Origin of the sequence: Pedobacter roseus, assembly GCF_014395225.1 — a bacterium.
GTDB classification, from domain to species: Bacteria; Bacteroidota; Bacteroidia; order Sphingobacteriales; family Sphingobacteriaceae; genus Pedobacter; species Pedobacter roseus.
In genome coordinates this window covers 3279662-3298091 of record NZ_CP060723.1, presented here as the reverse complement: position 1 = coordinate 3298091, position 18430 = coordinate 3279662, and the positions used below count along the sequence as shown (strand labels likewise).

Here is an 18430-nt window from a genome sequence, read left to right as displayed (position 1 = left end):
CTGAGCGCTTTTCCCTATTTTTAGTTAAATATTCCTCATGAAAAAAACATTCCTTCTTTGCTTCCTGTTTATTGGCCTTTTTGTTACCAATAGCCTTATGGCTCAGCAAAAGAAGAAATTTAAAGTAATTGCCTTTTATACGGCCAATAGCGATCTTGCGCACATCAGTTTTGTACATGAAGCCAATGTTTGGTTGCCCAAAATGGCCAAAGAATACAATTTTGAGTACGATTCTACTGCGAACTGGAATAACCTGAACGAAAAATTCCTGGCTAATTATCAGGTTGTACTTTTTTTAGATACCCGTCCCGAAAAGCCGGAGCAACGCCTGGCCTTCCAAAAATACATGGAAAAAGGGGGAGGATGGATGGGCTTCCACTTTGCAGCATTTAGCCTGAACAATTCTGCTATTCCTCAAAACTGGGATTGGTATCACAATACATTTTTGGGCTCCGGAGAATATGGAAGCAATACCTGGAGGCCTACCAGTGCTATTTTGAAAGTTGAAGTCAAAAATTCGGTTACTGCAACACTGCCTGAAACTTTTAAGGCACAGCCTAATGAATGGTACCGATGGAAAAACGACCTGCGTAATAATCCAGATATCGACATCCTCTTATCAATCGATTCCACCAGTTTTCCGCTCGGTACAGGTCCAAAACAAAGTGAAATCTGGCACAATGGTTTTTATCCTGTGGTATGGAGCAACAAAAAGTTTAAAATGGTTTATGTAAACATGGGGCATAATGATATGGATTATGAACATCGTTACGATAATACCAATAAATCACTTTCTTCTTCATTTGGCAATCCCAATCAGGATAAATTATTAATTAATGCACTTTTATGGTTGGGAACAGGTAAAAAACGTTAAACTGCATAGTAAATCTACAGCATGAAAATAAATTTTTGTAGATCTGCGTTTCGGCATGTTGCTTCAATTAACCAGTTAACCAATTCAAACAGTTAACCCCTTATCTCTTAAAATTTAACTGATAATTTTTCCGAAACCATCACATTGTTTTTATAATATTCAAAAAACCAATTGCCGTTCTTTTTTAAAACCACGCCATTCGCATTTCCATTGCTGGCAATAAAACAATCTTCCACAGAAGTTTTAAACAAAGTCATCACAATTTTAGGTGTTGCATCAACCAGCTGATAACCATTTGCAGTAGCTTGTGCATATAATACCGCTTCTAATGGTTTTGTTTCTGTAGTTATTGGCTGAGTAGCAGGGCTAGGCGTTGATTCAGTTTTAACTTCTTTTATCGGTGCAGTAGGCGTTGGTACAGAGGCTTCCGGAGTGCTGCCCGCAGTATAGCGAAAATCCGATAATGAACTAAAAGCATCCCTTAAGGCCAAATTGTAGGAGGTTTTATATTCCTTCTCCCTGCTTTTGCCTTCCTTGCTTTTTAAAACCACGGTGCCTTTACAATCTTTAAGCAAAACAGTAAGGTTGGTCACAAACATGCTGTTTTTCTCATCTATATCTGCGGTTAATGCCTTGCATCTGTCGCTGGCAATTTCTGTTGGCAGGCTTGCATCATCAAAATAAACAGTAAAACCCATATCCTCAAATAAGGCCTTCGTAATCCCGTTTAAGTTGTATTGATTTGGCTGTTTTAGAAAAGCAAATTTCTCGGGCACAATAATGTACTTGTAATGATTAAGGTTAGGTTGTGCCTGTGCAGTAAAAGAGAGGGTCAAAAGAATGATAACAAGATATCTTTTCATAATGTTGATGGAGGATTATATTCCGGTTCAATTTATACAATGAAACGGAGAAAATCAAATTGTTGCTTTATTGGTTCAATAGTCATTTGTTCAGTGGTTCATTAGTCATTAGTTCATTGGTCATTAGTTTATTTATGATTGGTAATTGGTTCATTGATGATTGGTCATTATTTTATTGGTCATTGAAAATTGATGATTGGTCATTTATATTTTCCCCGCCATTTTAAAACTAATTTTGTATATTTGCAGTCCGGTTTTGCAATTGATTATTGTAGACTGAAACTAATACTGGGGCCGTTCTTGGATTTGACGGGGTGGCGAAGGTTATGTTAGCATGCAGTGCGTTGTTCGGAGAGCACTTAAAGTGAACGATCACATTTTAGTTGGCGAAAATACTTACGCCTTAGCTGCCTAGTTTAGAACTAGCTTAGCTTTTGTCCCTCTAACTGCTGCATTGTTGGGTTAGAATCCGGGGCATCGAAACAACAAAGCTGGCTTTAAGGAGATGTGACTTAAAGTGAGATAAAGCATCTAAGGATCTAAATAAGGTCGGTTTTCAGCCGGTTTATTTCCCGAAAATCAATTGAAAAATAAGCATGTAGAAGGTATAATTTATCTCACAACTGGACAAGGGTTCGACTCCCTTCGGCTCCACAAAAAAAACCTGCAAATTATTCATTTGCAGGTTTTTTTATTTATAAGTCAGATCATCCCTCTCACATCTTCCATCATTTATTCCGTTCTTCCAGGGTATTGCTGTAAGGCCACTTCCAAACAATCCATCGCTGCATTCAAATCGGCGGTATTTAAAACGTAAGCCATACGAACTTCATTTTTGCCCGAACCGGCAGTAGAGTAGAAGCCTGTTGCAGGCGCCATCATCACTGTTTGGTTATCGTGGCTAAATTCTTCTAAAATCCACTGACAGAATTTATCAGCATCATCAATCGGGAATTTTGCAACTACATAAAATGCACCACCCGGGTTCGGGCAGAAAACACCATCAATCTTGTTCAATCTTCCAACCAAAGTATCACGGCGTAAAGTATATTCCGTATTTACCTTTTCAAAATAACTATCTGGCGTATCTACAGCAGCAGCACCGGCAATCTGTTCTACCATACCCGGACTTAACCTCGCCTGTGCAAATTTTAATCCCGAAGCAATAACTTCCTTGTTTTTGGTGATTAAACAGCCTAAACGGGCACCACAGGCGCTATAACGTTTAGAAACCGTGTCCATAATTACCACATTTTCATCAAGGCCATCTAAGTGCATCGGCGAAATAAATTCCCTGCCATCATAGCAGAATTCGCGGTAAGCTTCATCTGAGAATAAAAACAGGTCGTATTTTACACATAGGGTTTTTAAGGCTTCTAATTCTTCTCTCGAATATAAATAACCGGTAGGATTGTTCGGGTTGCAGATGATAATTGCCTTGGTTTTTTCGGTAATCAGTTTTTCAAATTCTGCAATCGGAGGCAGTGCAAAACCATTTTCGATATAAGAAAGGATCGGTTTTACCACCACGTTGCTCATACAGGCAAAGCCATTGTAATTTGCATAAAAAGGCTCAGGAATGATGATTTCATCACCTTCATTCACACAGGTCTGCATGGCAATGGTAATCGCCTCAGAACCACCAACCGTTACCAATATGTTTTCTGGTGTAATGTTGTAACCCAGTTTATTATAGTATTCAGTCAGTTTTAAACGATAAGCAAGTGTTCCTTCTGATGGCGTATAGGCCCAAACATTAAAATCAATGTTTTTAATGGCGTTCAACATTCCTTCAGGTGTTTCTATATCAGGCTGACCAATATTTAAATGGTACACTTTTTTACCACCTTTTTTAGCTTGATCTGCGAATGGGGTTAATTTTCTGATTGGCGATGCAGGCATCTGCACACCTTTTTGTGAAATTTTTGGCATGGTACAAAAATAAAAAAGTCCCGATGAAAATCGGGACTTTTTAAATATTATCGGTTAAAAAATTACTTTGAAGCGGCAGCTACAGTTTCTCCTTTAATATAAAGCACCTTAATTGGCGTTTTAGCGTTTGAAGTGATGGTAACTGCTTTAGAGAAAGTAGATGGACCAGCAGCAGCGTTAAAAGTTACTGAAATTACACCAGTTTCACCTTTTTTCAATGGAGTAGAAGTGTATTTTGGAACAGTACATCCACAGCTTGCCTCAGCTTTAGTAATAATTAAAGGCTCTTCGCCAACATTGGTGTATTTAAAATCGTAAGTTACTGGTTTGTTTAAAACAATTTTACCGAAATCATGTGTTTCAGTTTCGAATTTAAACTCGGCAGGTTTAGCCTGTGCATTTGCAGCAATACCAAAACCTAAAACAAAAGCGAATAATACTAAGATCTTTTTCATGTTATTTGGGTGTGATTTATTTTTTTAATTTCTAAAACAAATTTAATGTTTTCCTAGTAAAACAAAAACTATTCCAAATATTATTTTCTTATCCCATATATAATTTTACAATCGAGGTTAAAGGCAAACTTTTAATTTTGTATATATTTGCCGCAACCAATCTTTGATTACTATGCCGAATGAAAAATTGATGACCAACGCTATTAATGCTTCCGAGCTGAGTTTTAACGATTTCAAATCAATTGTTAAAAGCGACTATAAAACAGCCTTTGAAAGTAGGCAGGCCAGTGTTTTAGGCCGTAGGGAGGTATTAACGGGGAAGGCTAAATTTGGCATTTTTGGAGATGGAAAAGAGGTACCGCAGATTGCCATGGCGAAAGCTTTTAAAAACGGCGATTGGCGCTCTGGTTACTACCGGGATCAAACTTTTGCCTTTGCAACAGGCATTTCTACCATAAAAGAATTTTTTGCGCAATTGTACGCAAACCCCACCAATGGGGCCGATCCTTTTTCGGGCGGCAGGCAGATGAACTGTCATTTTGCGACAAAATCGGTTAACGAAGACGGCAGCTGGAATGATTTAACACAGATTAAAAACTGTTCATCAGATATTTCTCCAACAGGAGGCCAGATGGCCCGTTTGGTTGGCCTGGCTTATGCTTCTAAACTATTCAGGGAAAACAGAGAACTTGATTATTTAAAACATTTTTCGGTTAATGGAAACGAAGTCGCATTTGGTACCATTGGCAATGCTTCAACCTCAGAAGGGGTATTTTTTGAAGCGATTAATGCAGCGGGTGTGCTGCAGATTCCAATGGCCATTTCGATATGGGATGATGCCTACGGAATCTCCGTTCCGGCAAAATACCAAACCACCAAAGAAGATATTTCTGAAGTTTTAAAAGGTTTTCAGCGTGAACCTGAAAAACCTGGATACGAAATATATAAAGTAAAAGGCTGGGATTATCCCGCTTTATGTGAAGTGTACGAAAAAGCCATTAATACTTGTAGGGACGAACATGTTCCGGTATTGATTCACGTTACCGAACTTACTCAACCTCAGGGGCATTCAACTTCGGGTTCTCATGAAAGGTATAAATCTAAAGATCGCCTGGCCTGGGAAACAGAACATGATTGTATCGTGAAAATGCGTGCCTGGATGCTCGATTCGGCCGTTGCCACAGAAGAAGAAATTGCCGAAATTGAAAAAGAAGCAAAAGTTTTCGTGCGTAATGCCCAAAAAGAAGCCTGGAATGAGTTTTTGGACAGCATTAAACCTGAACAAAAGCAAGCTGTAGACCTGATTAATGGGGTAGCTAAACATCAGCCTGAACTGGCTAAGATTTCAGCTAACTTGGCTTCCATTGCGGATGCACAGCGTAGGGAAGTTTTTGTAGCGGTTCGTAAAGCCATACGCATGTCGGCCAATAACAGTTCTGCAGAGCGTAATGAACTCTTAGCCTGGTACAAAGAACAGGAAGGACATAATTACGACCGTTATAATTCTAAACTTCATACTGATGGTAAGGAAAGTCCTGCAAAAGTTGCCGTTGTGGATGCAGAATTCGACGAGCTTTCTAAAATGGTTGATGGCAGGGAGGTACTTAATGCCTGCTTTAACGAAAATTTTGCCCGCGACCAGCGTTTGGTTGCTTTTGGTGAAGATTTAGGCAATATTGGCGATGTAAATCAAGGTTTTGCCGGTTTACAAGCCAAATATGGAGAATTGAGGATTACCGATACCGGAATCAGGGAAATGACCATTATGGGGCAAGGCATTGGCTTAGCCATGCGCGGTTTAAAACCAATTGCTGAAATTCAATACCTTGATTACCTTATTTTTGCTTTGAATGTATTAAGTGACGATCTTGCTTCATTGGCTTACCGTACCAAAGGCATCCAAAAAGCACCGGTTATAGTACGAACACGTGGCCATCGTTTAGAGGGAATCTGGCATTCAGGATCTCCGATTAGCATGCTTTTAGGTTCTTTAAGAGGAATGCACCTGTGTGTACCAAGAAATATGACCCAAGCTGCAGGGATGTATAATACGCTGTTTAGGGCTGATGAACCTGCAGTGGTAATAGAATGCCTGAACGGTTACCGTTTAAAAGAGAAATTGCCCACAAATGTTGGTGATTTTACCGTTCCTTTAGGAAAGGCTGAGGTTTTAGAAGAAGGAACTGATATTACGGTAGTTTCTTACGGTTCTTCACTAAGAATTGTTCAGGAAGCTGCAGAAGAACTCGCACTTTTAGGAATTTCGGTCGAAATAATTGATCCACAAACACTTTTACCTTTCGATATTAACCATGTTTGTGTAAATTCTCTTTCAAAAACCAATAAATTATTGGTGGTAGATGAAGATGTGCCGGGAGGTGCTTCAGCTTATATTCTGCAAAAAGTATTGGAAGAGCAAAAAGGTTATTTCCACCTGGATGGACAACCCAAAACATTGTCGGCCAAAGCTCATCGTCCACCATTTGGTTCTGATGGCGATTATTTCAGTAAACCATCTGTTGATGATGTAATTGAAGCAATTTACCAGATGATGCACGATGCAAACCCTTCAAAATATCCTGCATTTTTTTAAAGGGAAAAAACTTTCAATTAATAGAAACTACGATTTAAATCTTCTTGAATATTTTTTTGTCGCTTTATGCCTCAATGAAGTAAATAATTTTGTTTTTGGTAAAAATTCGGTTACCGGGTAATGGAATTTTTATATACTTTTATAAACCAAACAAATTTTTTATTTCAGCATGTTTTATATCATCCCAATTGTGAAACACTGTAATTTTCAAGGTTTTTCGTACGTATTTTCTAATAAAATTGATGACTGATTTTTATCGGAACGTAACTCGAAATATTGTTAATAAACAAGTAAATGTGTATGCCTTATTTTTTAAGGTTGTTATTGCATGCTTTGTGCTTTTGTTTTTTTGCACAACTGTGTCCGCTCAGATAAATACCACTCAAAAAAAACTCGATAGTCTTTTAACTGTCAATCAAAAGAACCAAAAAACAGACTCCACTAAAATCAAAATATTGACAGAAGTTTACCGTCAGTACATGAAAATGAGGAATGTTGAAAAAGCAGAAGAATACCTCGATAAAACCATTCAGCTTGCACATGAGAGAAATCTGAAGAAATTTTCTGCGATAGCCTATTACCGCAGGGGGATGATGTACCATGGCCGGTCTGATTATCAAAAAGCAGAAGAAAATTATTTGGTAGCGGTAACCGAATTTTCTTCAATTGGTAACCTTGATATGGAAGCTGGTACTTACCTCAATCTGGGGGCTTTGTATGGCAGCATTCCCGATTATGCAAAATCGTTAGAAGTTAATCAAAAAGCCATTGCCATATTTGAAAAAATGGGGAATGAAACCGATATGGCCAGTTGTTATACTAATATTTCAACGATTTACCAACGTTTAGGCAACCAAAGCCAAGCTTTAGTGTATATGAAGATGGCACTGAAAGTGTTTGCTAAAGAAAGTGGAAATGCGAGAGGTGTGGCCGTTGTTTATGAATTAATAGGTACTAATTATTTTGAAGCCTCCAATCATGAACTGATGGAAATGAACGTGCTCCCCAATCAGAAGGTTAAATTAGCGCTGGAATATTATAATAAATCGCTGAAGATAGCCGAAACTATTGACGATAAAGGAATTATAGCAACTGTAAAGCGGGATTTGGCCGATCTTTACAGCTCCGTTGGCCAAAAAGATGCCGCGCTTAAGTCTTATCAGAAATCGATTGAATTAAGTAGAACTGGTGATGATAAAGAAGCTTATGCTTCTACGCTGTATGCCTTAGGCAATTTTTATCAAAAAGAAAATGATTTTGAAAATGCCATCTCTTTATTGGGAAATAGTTTAAAAATTGCTGAAGAAAACAGGTTTTTGGATATAGAAAGAGATGCTAACCTGGGTTTAAGTACAGTTTATGAAAAAACCAAAAATTATAATAAATCATTAGCTTATTACAGGCAGTACATTGCAGTAAGGGATAAAATCTTTGATCAGGATAAGGAAAAGGAAATCACCAGGAGGCAAATGCAGGTAGATTTTAATGTAAAAGAGCGTGATTATTTGTTAAAACAGAAGCTTACCGAAGGAGAATTAAAAAGGCAACAGCAAGAGCTTATTTTAAAAAGGCAGCAACTGGCTTTAAGCGATAAGGAAAAAGCACTGGACCTGTTGACTTTCCAAAAAGCAAAGGCCGATCTTGATATTCAGCGTTTAGCCCAGGAGGGTAAATTTGCTAAGGCTAAATATCAGGCGCAGCTTACAGCCAGTGTAAAAGACAAGCAGATCAGCAAACAAGATCAGCAGATTAAATTTGATAAGCGCATTAAGTTGTTTTTAAGTGTTGCTACCATTTTGATTTTGATTATTGCGGTGGTAATCTTTTTGAACCAGAGAAAAACCACTAGGTTGAATAAGATTATCAATACTCAAAAGCGGGAACTAGAACATTTAAGTAAGGTTAAGGATCGTATTTTTAGTGTGGTAAGCCATGATATGCGTACGCCTGTAAATTCTCTGATCTCCTTTATGCAGCTGCTTGAAGGGGGTAATATTGAGCAGGAGAAATTAAACCGCTACGCGGCATCACTAAAAAATAACCTTACTTATACTTCAACCATGATGGAAAATCTGCTGAATTGGGCGGCCAGCCAGATGCAGGGATTTAATCCATACCTCGAATCGCTAGATATTCATTACCTGACAGTTGAGGTGATCCATTCCTTGCAGGATGGAGCTGATCAAAAGCAGATCAGGATTCATAATTTAATTCCCGATCAAAGTTTTTGTAAGGTTGACGAGAATATGTTTAGCCTGGTGATCCGTAATTTAGTGAGCAATGCGATTAAATTTACACCAATTGGAGGTTCAATACAGATTAGTTCGCTTGATATCGGTCAACAACAGGAAATTAAGATTTCGGATACAGGTGTCGGGTTAAACCCGGTTCAATTAAACCATTTCAACAAAGCGGGATATCTCGGTGCCGGTGTAAGTACTTTGGGTACGAATAAAGAAAAGGGTACAGGGTTAGGCTTACTGCTTTGCCGCACTTTTGTTGGTTTAATGGATGGAAATATCAATGCAAGCGCCAATCCTGAAGGGGGAAGCTGCTTTACCATTACATTAAAGAAATAAACTATTTTAAAAACCGGGAAAGGATTTTTTTATCAATTGCTTTCTCTAACAGTTCCTGCCGGTTAGATGCACTTATTGGAACGATAAAATGATGTTCTAAATGAACTTCATGATTGGTTAGCGTAGCAATATGGTTGATATTAATGATATACTGTTTGTGTACCCTGGAAAATATTTTGGAAGGCAGTTGTTTCTCCAGGTTTTTAAGGCTCACCAGTACAATGTGTTTATCGGTGCTGGTAAAGAGTTTAGAGAAATCACCCATACTTTCAATATAGATCACATCATCATATTTTAATTTTGTGATACCTTTGGTTTCCCTGAAAAAGAAATGATCATCGCCATCACTATTAGTGGATTTATCTACATGCTGAGGAATTTTTCCAACCAATTTTTTCAGCTCCAGGTATTCTATAGCCTTATTGGTGGCTTTTAAAATCCTTTCGAAAGTTGCCGGTTTAACAATAAAATCGAGCGCATCAAGGTTGAAACTTTCTGCCGCATATTCTGTAAAAGAGGTAACGAATATAAACAGAGGCTGTTGTTTAAGGCTTTTTAACAGATCCATTCCGGAAAGCTCAGGCATGTCGATATCAGAAAAGACAATATCAACAGATGTTGTGCTTAAAATCTGCGAAGCTTCAATACCACTACTGCAAACTGCCAGAATATTTAATGATGGGATTTTTTTAAGGTGCATTTCAATTGCATCTCTTTCAATTTCGTTATCATCAACAATTATACAGGTGTAGGTCATTTAGGGATATGGGATTATGTTGTCAACAACAGAGATCTAAAATTAATGTTTTGTAAATTACGCTAAAATGAGAATTAAAACACAATTAGGTCAACACTTTTTTGTTAAATGTGGTCTTAACGTTTATTTCTGATGTTTCTTTTCGCCTGTATATAATTTTTCGCCAGCTTTAACAGCCAATTGCAGGTCATTTTCTTCTGGCGGAACGGGACAACGGTAACCATCGCTATAGGCGCAGTAAGGATTATAGGCCTTGTTAAAATCGATTTCTATGTGGTTATTGTTGATTTCTTTTGCGTCCAGATCAATATATCGACCACCCCCATAAGTTTCCTTATTGTTGGTTTCATCCGTAAAAGGCAAAAATAGATGATCTTTATATACGGGGTTGGTAGATAAAGATATACTACGGTAAAGCGTCATTTGGATCGCTTTTCCATTTAAACTAAAATTTATATGGGCATAGCGGTAATAATCGCTGCTGCTGCCATCAAAAGTTGGCATTTTAAACACCTTTTCATTCTTTAGTAATTCTACTTCTGCCGATACTTTATAGGCGCTGTCAGCCTCATAAAAATGAAGATTTTGCAAATCACCTTTCTTTAATGGCGAACGATTGTCTTTTATAAAATCTTCTTTATAAACCTCACGGTGTTTGGCAATCTGATCAGCATAACTTTGAGCAAAAGTATTCATGCTGATCAGCAAAAGTAAAATGGTAATAAGTTTCATGTTTAAATTACGCTTGTTTTATTCCTTAAAAAGTGATCAGCTAAAACCAGTGCGGCCATGGCTTCAACAATTACTACTGCTCTTGGTACCACACATGGATCGTGCCTGCCTTTTCCTTTAATTTCTGACGCCTCACCAGCAGCATTAATGGTTTGCTGGTTGTGCATAATGGTGGCCACAGGCTTAAAAGCTACTTTGAAGGTAATGTCCATTCCGTTAGAAATACCGCCTAAAATACCGCCGGCATAATTGGTAGTGGTTTTAAATACTTTCGAATCTGCAGCTTTTGGCTGAGGAATGTCGTTATGCTGCGAACCACGTAATTCGCTTCCGGCAAAACCAGAGCCATATTCGAAACCATGTACGGCATTAATGCTCAACATGGCTTTACCTAAATCAGCATGTAATTTATCGAAAACAGGCTCACCTAAACCTGCCGGACAACCTTTTATTACGCAGCTGATTTTACCACCAACAGTATCGCCGTCTTTTCTTACTGAATCAATAAATTCGATCATTTCGTGTGCTGTTGCAGGATCGGCACAGCGAACAATGTTTTCTTCCCTGATGTTTAGCAGAGCTGATAAATCGTTGCTTTCTAAATTTGGTGCTTCAATAGTGCCTACTGAAGTTACGTGGGCGAAAATTTCGATGCCTTGCTGCTTTAAAAACAATTTCGCAACGGCACCTGCAGCTACACGGGCCGCTGTTTCGCGGGCAGAAGAACGTCCGCCGCCGCGGTGATCGCGAATGCCGTATTTTGCATCGTACACATAATCTGCATGGCTGGGGCGATAAACATCAACATTATGACCGTAATCTTTCGAACGTTGATCCTCATTCGGGATTAAAAGCGCAATAGGCGTACCTGTACTTTTTCCTTCAAAAACACCCGATAAAATCTGAACGATATCGCTTTCTTTTCTTTGCGTGGTAATTTTGGATTGACCCGGTTTACGTTTGTCCAGTTCCGATTGGATAAAATCCATATCGATATCCAATTGCGCCGGGCAGCCATCAATAATTACCCCAATGGCTATGCCATGAGATTCGCCAAATGTTGTAATGCGAAATAGTTGTCCGAATGAGTTGCCTGCCATATTATTTAGATGTTAGATTTGAGATATTAGACTTGAGATGTATAGCTCAAGCCCTATTCAAACCTCGTTAGCTTGTTATTTATTTGTCTTTATTAATCTCGTGTCTCAAATCTAGTGTCTCAAATCTCACGTCTCTCTCACCTCAAATCCAGCTTTCTTCAAATCTTCCCAGTAATAAGGATAAGATTTTTCTACTACCTGCATTTCTTCAATTTCAACTTCGTTGATCAATAGTGCGAGTGGAGCAAAAGCCATAGCCATACGGTGGTCCTCGTAGGTTGCGAAGGTAACTTTATCCGGGAAATGAAGGTTGTCTGTATTTAACGTATAAACCAGGTTATTTTCTGTAAAAGTAACACCTATTTTAGCCAATTCGTTCTGAAGGGCTGCAATACGGTCTGTTTCTTTGATTTTTAAAGTCTCTAAACCTGTAAAAGCCATATTTTTGCCCAAAGCAGCCGCAACAACTACAATAGTTTGCGCTAAATCCGGACAAGTTTTCAAGTCTAAGATTTCTTTGGTATCTAAAGTAAGCCCTAAATTGCTAATGGCTATACCTTTATCGGTTTTACTGGTGGAGATACCAAAAATCTTCATGATATTTTTGATCTGGCTGTCACCCTGTAAGCTTTTTTCCTTTAATGCAGGTAAAGCAATTTCTGCTTCATCAGCCAAAGCCGCAATGCTGTACCAGTACGATGCTGCGCTCCAATCAGGCTCAACCACCAAAGTTCCAGGTTTAAAAACCTGAGGTTTGATAGCAATTGAATTCCCGTGCCAGGTATGTTCAATGCCAACTTCTGCAAGCATATCTAAAGTCATGTCTACATAAGGTTTAGAAGTAAGCTCACCCTCGATCTCTAACATTAAACCTTGTGGCAGGATAGGGGCAATCATCAGCAAAGCAGAAATATATTGACTGCTGATATCACCTTTAATCTTTACCTGGGCAGTTTTTTGATCCAATGGACCAACAATATTTAAAGGTGGAAAACCTTCTGATTCTGCATAAGAAATATCAGCACCGATGGTTTTTAAAGCTTCGGCCAAAATCCCGATCGGACGTTGTTTCATCCGCTCCGTTCCGGTTAAAAGGAAATTCCCGTTTTTAGCAGAAAGATAAGCCGATAAAAAACGCATAGCAGTACCTGCAGGCCCTACGTCTACGGTTTTCGATTCTTCAATTTCTACTTCTAATTCTTCTTCAAGATTATTAAGGATCCCATTTAATGTTACTGTATCAGCAGCGTTAGAAAGGTTTTCGACTTTAACCAGTTTTTTGCTTAAAGCACTAATAATTAAGGCCCTGTTGCATTCGCTTTTTGAACCTGTTAATTGGATTTCCGTATTAATATTCTTGGTTCCTTTAAAAGAAACTAAGGCATTTTTCGACATTTTATTCTGTTTTATTCTTAAATGCATGTGTCAGATGTTTCCATCTGACACTTACATCAATAATGTTATATGTAGAGGATTTCTTTTTAAAGCCAGGTTTTACCCTACACCTTAAACCTTCCAGCCTTCTACCTTTCTTATGCTTTAACTTCAGTATGTTGTTCTGCAGCAATACCTTTTTCAGATTTGCCAGCGTTCATAATTTCAGTTTGTTTACGGATTGATTCACCGTGCATCAATTCTAAGAATTTCTCGGTAAAGTTTAGGTCTAATTTTAAAGCTTTTGCAAAAGCATGACCTTTTTTAATGATGGCATCCCAACGGTTAACCTGTAAAATAGTTACCTGGTTATCGCGTTTAAATTCGCCGATTTTTTCAACAATAGCCATGCGCTCACCTAATTTTTGCAATAAGATATCATCAATTTTATCGATTGATTTACGTAAATCAGCTAATTTATCTGCGAAAGCTTCGTTCGGTGCTTCTGGCTCACGTACGGTTAAACGGTCAACCAATTCTGCCAAAGCAGCTGGAGTAACTTGTTGTTTAGCATCTGTCCAGGCAACTGAAGGATCTACGTGAGATTCGATCATTAAACCTTGCATATCCAAATCCAATGCTTTTTGAGAAATGTAAGGGATTAACTCACGGTTACCACAAATGTGACTTGGATCGTTAATGATTGGCAATTCCGGGCAAAGTGTTTTTAACTGGATGGCCAGTTCCCACATTGGTTCGTTACGGAAAGAGCTTTTCTCGAAAGAAGAGAAACCGCGGTGAATGGCACCGATTTTAGTGATACCAGCACCATTGATACGCTCAATTGCACCGATCCATAATTGTAAATCAGGATTTACGGGGTTTTTGATTAATACCGGAACGTCATGTCCTTTTAAAGCATCAGCAATTTCCTGAACGGTGAAAGGATTTACGGTAGAGCGTGCACCAATCCAAAGGATATCTACGCCAGCTGCCAAAGCCTCTTCAACGTGTTTTGCATTTGCAACTTCTACAGCTGTTGGTAAACCTGTTTCTGCTTTAGCACGTTTTAACCATTCTAAACCAATGCTTCCAATACCTTCGAATTCTCCCGGACGGGTACGTGGTTTCCAGATACCAGCTCTCAAAACCGATACTTTACCGGTAGCAGCCAATAAATGTGCTGTAGTTAACAATTGCTCTTCAGTTTCTGCGCTACATGGACCAGAAATAATTAATGGTTCGTTGTTTACGTTTAACCAGGTGTTTAAAGGTTGGATGTTTAAATTAAGTTTCATGATGATGGGTTTGTTTAAAGTCCTTAGTCCGCAGTCGGAAGTCCGGAGTTATATTTTAATTATTTTATTATTACAAGTTTGAATGCTCTGCTATTTATATTCGGACTCCTGACTTCGGACTTCCGACTTTTTTATACTTTATCGTTCTTTTGATATTCTCCTAATATGTTAAAGTTCGATGTGTATTTTAGTGCCTTTCTGATCGCTTTATCGTACTTTTCGGTACTTGGCCATTCCAGGTCGACATAAAAGTAATACTCATTTCTTTTACCTAACACAGGCATAGATTGTATTTTTGTTAAGCTCACTTCCTGTTCGGCGAAGATATTCAGCACTGTAGCCAATGAACCTGCTTTGTGACCCACCTGGAAACAGATTGAAGCTTTATTTATTTTCTTTCCTTCGTCAGTTTTATCCTTTTTAAGGATCAGGAAACGGGTATAATTTTTCTTGTTCGATTCTACACGGCGTTCTAAAATGTTTAAGCCATAAAGTTCTGCCGCCAGGCTGTTTGCAATGGCCATAGTATCAGTTAATTTTTCTTCCTGGATGCGTTTTGCACAGGCCGCTGTATCATTACTTTCTACAATTTTAATATGTGGATAATCGTAAAAGAAATCGATGCATTGACGGATGGCAATAGGGTGTGAGGTAACCACTTTAATGTCGTCAAATTTTACCCCTGGCAATGCCATTAAGTGTAACTGAATCGGCAGGTAAACTTCGCCTACTACCGAAAAACCATAATCTCGGATTAGTGTGTAATTTGGTAATAAACTACCTGCAATGGAGTTTTCGATGGCCATTACCACGAAGTCTGCCTCGTTTTTTTCCAGTTTGTCGCAGGTTTCCTTAAAAGAGTTACACTCTACAGTTTCGATGCTCTTACCAAAGAATTTGTAGGCGGCTTCTTCGTGGAAAGATGCTTTAATACCCTGAATTGCTACACGTTTTGTCGTTTCCATTTTTGCGTTAAAACAAAAAAGTCCCGGCTGTTTGCCGGGACTTTTTTATACATTTTAATATTGTTATATATCTTTTTGCATATTAGCCCCGGCTCTCACTAAAATAGTAAAAGTAACCAAAGTAATATGTGCTAAAATTTTTCATTTCTTTTTTGTTGAGCCAAATGTAGTAACAAAATTTAATTTGTCAATAGGAAATTGAAAATATTTTTAATAAAATTTAATTTTGTTAAAAACGGACTGATTTATGGATTGGTCTTTTTGTACTTTAAAATAGTGCGAAAACGGATTTTTATATGGTTGGGGACGGGTATTACTATCGAATGAGTTCAATAAAGTCGTCGTCATCTCGACTGAAGCGCAGCGAAACGGAGTGATCTGTTTTGATAGATCTCTCGACTACGTTGCACCCGATAGCTATCGGATCCGCTCGAGATGACGGCAGCTATTATGTAGGCGTCTCATTTGAATTATTTTTATGAAATAATTGATCCACCGAATATCCGTCTTTTTGAATGCGAAAACATCATCTGTGTTAATCCGTGTACATCTGTGGCTAAAACTAAAAATAGCTAATATATATAACAAAAAAGGCCTGTGATGACACAGACCTTTAGTGAATAAATTATTTTTTTTATCCTGTAGAACTTAATTCTCCCCGATCGTTAAGTCCTTTTACTTTTTCTTGTTGCAGATCTTCGTATTTTCTCTTTTCCTCTTCACGCAATTCCTGCTGCATAATCTTTGCAATCTTGGTGCTTCCATCATGGCTCCATCCCGGTGGATTGAAAATGTATTTTACTTTATCCATAAAGGTAGGCGCCTTTTTAACATCGGCTGTTAAAGCAATAAATTCATGGAAAATAATATTTACGGGTCCGGTATCTTTTGGTTGTGTGGTTAAGCCATATTTCACTACATCCTCAGGCAATTCTTCCTGGAAAGTACCAAACCACCTGTCCCATAGGATTAAAACCATACCCATGTTTTTATCTAAATACCGTACGTTGCTGGCGTGGTGCACCCGGTGGTGCGATGGTGTAACAAAGATATATTCGTACCACTTAGGGAACTTAATATTATACTGTGTATGAACCAAATTCCCATAAATCTGGGTAACCAGGTAGGCAAAAAGGATATCAACTGCGGTAAAACCCATAAATGCCAGAGGCAGGTAAAAGAATACGCGGTACATGGGTTCGAAAACGGTAGAACGGAATCCTGTTGTGAGGTTAAAATGTTCTGATGAGTGGTGCGTAACGTGCATCGCCCAGAAAAAGCGGACGTAATGGCCAACGGTATGTAAAAACCAGTACAGAAAATCCTGTGCCAAAATTAACACTAACCAATATACCCAAACGTTAGGAATCTGGAACAAACGGAACTGGTAGCAATAAGCCAATAAGAAAAATGTACCTGTTTTTGTGGCCAGGTTGATTACAACTGCCGCCGTCATCAGGTAAATATTCGTCCAGGTATCGCGTTTGGTATATAATTTTCTGTCGTGCTGATAACTGAAATACATTTCAACCAGGGTTAAAACGATTACGAAACCAAAAAGCCCGATTACAGAAATATCACTTCCGGTAAAATTCATTTTATAAACTGTTATAATAATCTAAACTGCTTAAAATATTGGCTGTGCTTACACGGCAGTTAAACGTGCATTTGCCAGTTTTTTCTAAAAGTGAGAAGAGGATATTGCCGTCTTCATTCTTTTTATCACTCTGCATCAATTCAAAAAGGGTATCGAAACTTTCTTTTTTAATGTGATATTTAGGATATAACGATAAGATATAGCCACTGATGTCGTTCAGTTCTTCTTTCGTTAACGTACTGTTTTTGATCGATAATGCCGCCTCACAAATAAAACCGATGGCAATGGCTTCGCCGTGCGTTAACGGATTTTCGTCGTTTGCCAGAGAGTAGCCCTCAACAGCATGCCCAATGGTATGACCAAAGTTTAAAATTTTCCGAAGGTTTTTTTCATGCGGATCGATGGTTACCACTTCGTTTTTAATTTCTACCGAACGGTAAATATCTTCAGCAGCAGGAATAAGGTAATTGCTGGCTTTTAACTTTTCGTAATATGGTTTGTCATAAATCAAACCGTGTTTAATCATTTCAGCAAAACCTGATAAAAGTTCACGCTCTGGCAATGTTTTTAGGAATGCGGTTTCGATAAAGACCATCTGTGGCAGGGTAAAAGTACCCACCATATTTTTAACATTATCGATATCAATTCCGGTTTTACCACCTACCGAGGCATCAACCTGCGATAATAGGGTAGTAGGTACATTGATAAAATCGATCCCTCTTTTGTAGGTAGAAGCAATAAACCCGCCCATATCGGTAATTACGCCACCGCCCAGATTGATCATCAAACTTTTGCGGTCGGCTTCAAAATCCAGAAGGGTTTTCCAGATGCCGATACAAAAATCAATATTTTTATTTTCTTCGCCTGCTGAAGTTTCGATCAGGTCAAATTCAGAGAAATCGTCTAAAAGCGATTGAAAAAGAGGTAAACAGATTTCGCTGGTATGTTCATCAGCAAGTACAAAAACTTTACTGTACTTGTTGCTTTCTAAAAGTGTTTTTAAGGCGTCTAAATTGCTTTCGAAATAAAGCGAATGGCCTGCGCTCGTTAAGGTTTCCATTAAATTACTTCGATTTTATCTTGTTCAAAAGTGATGATATCGCCAACTCTGACTTTGTAGCGTTTGCGAAACTCTACTTCGCCGTTGCATTTTACCAAACCATCCATTACGGCAGCCTGCGCATCGCCACCAGTGCCAACCAAACCTGTCGCTTTTAGCAGCTGGATTAGTGGAATAAATTCGCCTTCTAATTTGAATTGTATCATTTTATGCAAAAATACGATTATTTAGAGGTTTTTAGTTTTAACAAC

15 protein-coding genes and 1 other RNA gene are annotated in these 18430 nt (G+C 38.4%); 4 read left to right on the top strand and 12 right to left on the bottom strand.

Translation table 11 applies throughout. The annotated features are described in order from the left end of the window. Positions 1–37: 37 nt before the first annotated feature. The gene (locus H9L23_RS13655) at positions 38–874 is read left to right on the top strand and encodes a ThuA domain-containing protein (RefSeq protein ID WP_187590938.1); all 837 of its coding nucleotides are present in this window, start codon (positions 38–40) and stop codon (positions 872–874) included. Positions 875–981: 107 nt separating this feature from the next. On the opposite strand, the gene H9L23_RS13650 is transcribed toward H9L23_RS13655, so the two are convergent. Beyond that, positions 982–1737 carry a hypothetical protein gene (locus H9L23_RS13650; protein WP_187590937.1) on the bottom strand — a complete coding sequence of 252 codons (756 nt, stop codon included), beginning with the start codon at positions 1735–1737 and terminating at the stop codon, positions 982–984. A gap of 290 nt (positions 1738–2027) precedes the next feature. Here H9L23_RS13650 and ssrA point away from each other — a divergent pair. Further along, positions 2028–2394, top strand: a transfer-messenger RNA (tmRNA) gene (gene ssrA / locus H9L23_RS13645). A gap of 75 nt (positions 2395–2469) precedes the next feature. Here the strand turns inward: ssrA and H9L23_RS13640 are convergent. Together H9L23_RS13640 and H9L23_RS13635 are read right to left on the bottom strand one after the other, a co-directional pair. Then, on the bottom strand, positions 2470–3669 hold the full coding sequence (locus H9L23_RS13640; protein WP_187590936.1) for a pyridoxal phosphate-dependent aminotransferase: 1200 nt from the start codon (positions 3667–3669) through the stop codon (positions 2470–2472). Positions 3670–3731: 62 nt separating this feature from the next. Further along, positions 3732–4124 (bottom strand): DUF1573 domain-containing protein, encoded by a 393-nt coding sequence (locus H9L23_RS13635; RefSeq protein ID WP_025142781.1) that lies wholly within the window; start codon positions 4122–4124, stop codon positions 3732–3734. 172 nt (positions 4125–4296) lie between these two features. On the opposite strand from H9L23_RS13635, the gene H9L23_RS13630 reads away from it, so the two are divergent. Together H9L23_RS13630 and H9L23_RS13625 are read left to right on the top strand one after the other, a co-directional pair. After that, positions 4297–6717, top strand: coding sequence for an alpha-ketoacid dehydrogenase subunit alpha/beta (locus tag H9L23_RS13630; RefSeq protein ID WP_187590935.1), 2421 nt, complete (start codon positions 4297–4299; stop codon positions 6715–6717). A gap of 455 nt (positions 6718–7172) precedes the next feature. Further along, positions 7173–9296 carry a tetratricopeptide repeat-containing sensor histidine kinase gene (locus tag H9L23_RS13625; protein ID WP_187590934.1) on the top strand — a complete coding sequence of 708 codons (2124 nt, stop codon included), beginning with the start codon at positions 7173–7175 and terminating at the stop codon, positions 9294–9296. Between the two features lies 1 nt (position 9297). Here the strand turns inward: H9L23_RS13625 and H9L23_RS13620 are convergent, their stop codons facing one another. From H9L23_RS13620 to H9L23_RS13580, 9 genes are all read right to left on the bottom strand, one after another. Then, positions 9298–10053 (bottom strand): LytR/AlgR family response regulator transcription factor, encoded by a 756-nt coding sequence (locus H9L23_RS13620; RefSeq protein WP_187590933.1) that lies wholly within the window; start codon positions 10051–10053, stop codon positions 9298–9300. Between the two features lie 123 nt (positions 10054–10176). Then, positions 10177–10785, bottom strand: a complete 609-nt coding sequence (locus tag H9L23_RS13615; protein WP_187590932.1) for a DUF1684 domain-containing protein — start codon at positions 10783–10785, stop codon at positions 10177–10179. A gap of 2 nt (positions 10786–10787) precedes the next feature. Next, positions 10788–11885, bottom strand: a complete 1098-nt coding sequence (gene aroC / locus H9L23_RS13610) for a chorismate synthase (protein WP_187590931.1) — start codon at positions 11883–11885, stop codon at positions 10788–10790. Between the two features lie 126 nt (positions 11886–12011). After that, entirely contained in the window at positions 12012–13280 is a 1269-nt protein-coding gene (gene aroA, locus H9L23_RS13605) for a 3-phosphoshikimate 1-carboxyvinyltransferase (RefSeq protein ID WP_187595488.1), read from the bottom strand. Between the two features lie 137 nt (positions 13281–13417). Beyond that, positions 13418–14557 carry a chorismate mutase gene (locus tag H9L23_RS13600; RefSeq protein ID WP_187590930.1) on the bottom strand — a complete coding sequence of 380 codons (1140 nt, stop codon included), beginning with the start codon at positions 14555–14557 and terminating at the stop codon, positions 13418–13420. Between the two features lie 131 nt (positions 14558–14688). Beyond that, the gene (locus tag H9L23_RS13595; RefSeq protein ID WP_187590929.1) at positions 14689–15522 is read right to left on the bottom strand and encodes a prephenate dehydratase; all 834 of its coding nucleotides are present in this window, start codon (positions 15520–15522) and stop codon (positions 14689–14691) included. 634 nt (positions 15523–16156) lie between these two features. Continuing rightward, positions 16157–17119: a sterol desaturase family protein gene (locus H9L23_RS13590; RefSeq protein ID WP_187590928.1), complete on the bottom strand. Its 963-nt coding sequence runs from the start codon at positions 17117–17119 to the stop codon at positions 16157–16159. A 1-nt stretch (position 17120) separates the two neighbouring features. Continuing rightward, a complete protein-coding gene (aroB, locus tag H9L23_RS13585) occupies positions 17121–18179 on the bottom strand; it encodes a 3-dehydroquinate synthase (protein WP_187590927.1) in 1059 nt (352 codons plus the stop codon). Further along, on the bottom strand, positions 18179–18385 hold the full coding sequence (locus H9L23_RS13580) for an RNA-binding S4 domain-containing protein (protein WP_025142770.1): 207 nt from the start codon (positions 18383–18385) through the stop codon (positions 18179–18181). The genes aroB and H9L23_RS13580 overlap by 1 nt, the downstream gene beginning before the upstream one ends. Positions 18386–18430 lie beyond the last annotated feature (45 nt).

Excerpts from the sequence above, each read along its gene's own strand:
- H9L23_RS13630 (WP_187590935.1), top strand. The coding sequence starts at position 4,297 with ATGCCGAATGAAAAATTGATGACCAACGCTATTAATGCTTCCGAGCTG.
- aroC (WP_187590931.1), bottom strand. The coding sequence starts at position 11,885 with ATGGCAGGCAACTCATTCGGACAACTATTTCGCATTACAACATTTGGC.
- H9L23_RS13590 (WP_187590928.1), bottom strand. The coding sequence starts at position 17,119 with ATGAATTTTACCGGAAGTGATATTTCTGTAATCGGGCTTTTTGGTTTC.
- aroB (WP_187590927.1), bottom strand. The coding sequence starts at position 18,179 with ATGGAAACCTTAACGAGCGCAGGCCATTCGCTTTATTTCGAAAGCAAT.
- H9L23_RS13615 (WP_187590932.1), bottom strand. The coding sequence starts at position 10,785 with ATGAAACTTATTACCATTTTACTTTTGCTGATCAGCATGAATACTTTT.
- H9L23_RS13620 (WP_187590933.1), bottom strand. The coding sequence starts at position 10,053 with ATGACCTACACCTGTATAATTGTTGATGATAACGAAATTGAAAGAGAT.
- H9L23_RS13580 (WP_025142770.1), bottom strand. The coding sequence starts at position 18,385 with ATGATACAATTCAAATTAGAAGGCGAATTTATTCCACTAATCCAGCTG.
- H9L23_RS13595 (WP_187590929.1), bottom strand. The coding sequence starts at position 15,522 with ATGGAAACGACAAAACGTGTAGCAATTCAGGGTATTAAAGCATCTTTC.
- aroA (WP_187595488.1), bottom strand. The coding sequence starts at position 13,280 with ATGTCGAAAAATGCCTTAGTTTCTTTTAAAGGAACCAAGAATATTAAT.
- H9L23_RS13655 (WP_187590938.1), top strand. The coding sequence starts at position 38 with ATGAAAAAAACATTCCTTCTTTGCTTCCTGTTTATTGGCCTTTTTGTT.
- H9L23_RS13635 (WP_025142781.1), bottom strand. The coding sequence starts at position 4,124 with ATGAAAAAGATCTTAGTATTATTCGCTTTTGTTTTAGGTTTTGGTATT.
- H9L23_RS13640 (WP_187590936.1), bottom strand. The coding sequence starts at position 3,669 with ATGCCAAAAATTTCACAAAAAGGTGTGCAGATGCCTGCATCGCCAATC.
- H9L23_RS13600 (WP_187590930.1), bottom strand. The coding sequence starts at position 14,557 with ATGAAACTTAATTTAAACATCCAACCTTTAAACACCTGGTTAAACGTA.
- H9L23_RS13650 (WP_187590937.1), bottom strand. The coding sequence starts at position 1,737 with ATGAAAAGATATCTTGTTATCATTCTTTTGACCCTCTCTTTTACTGCA.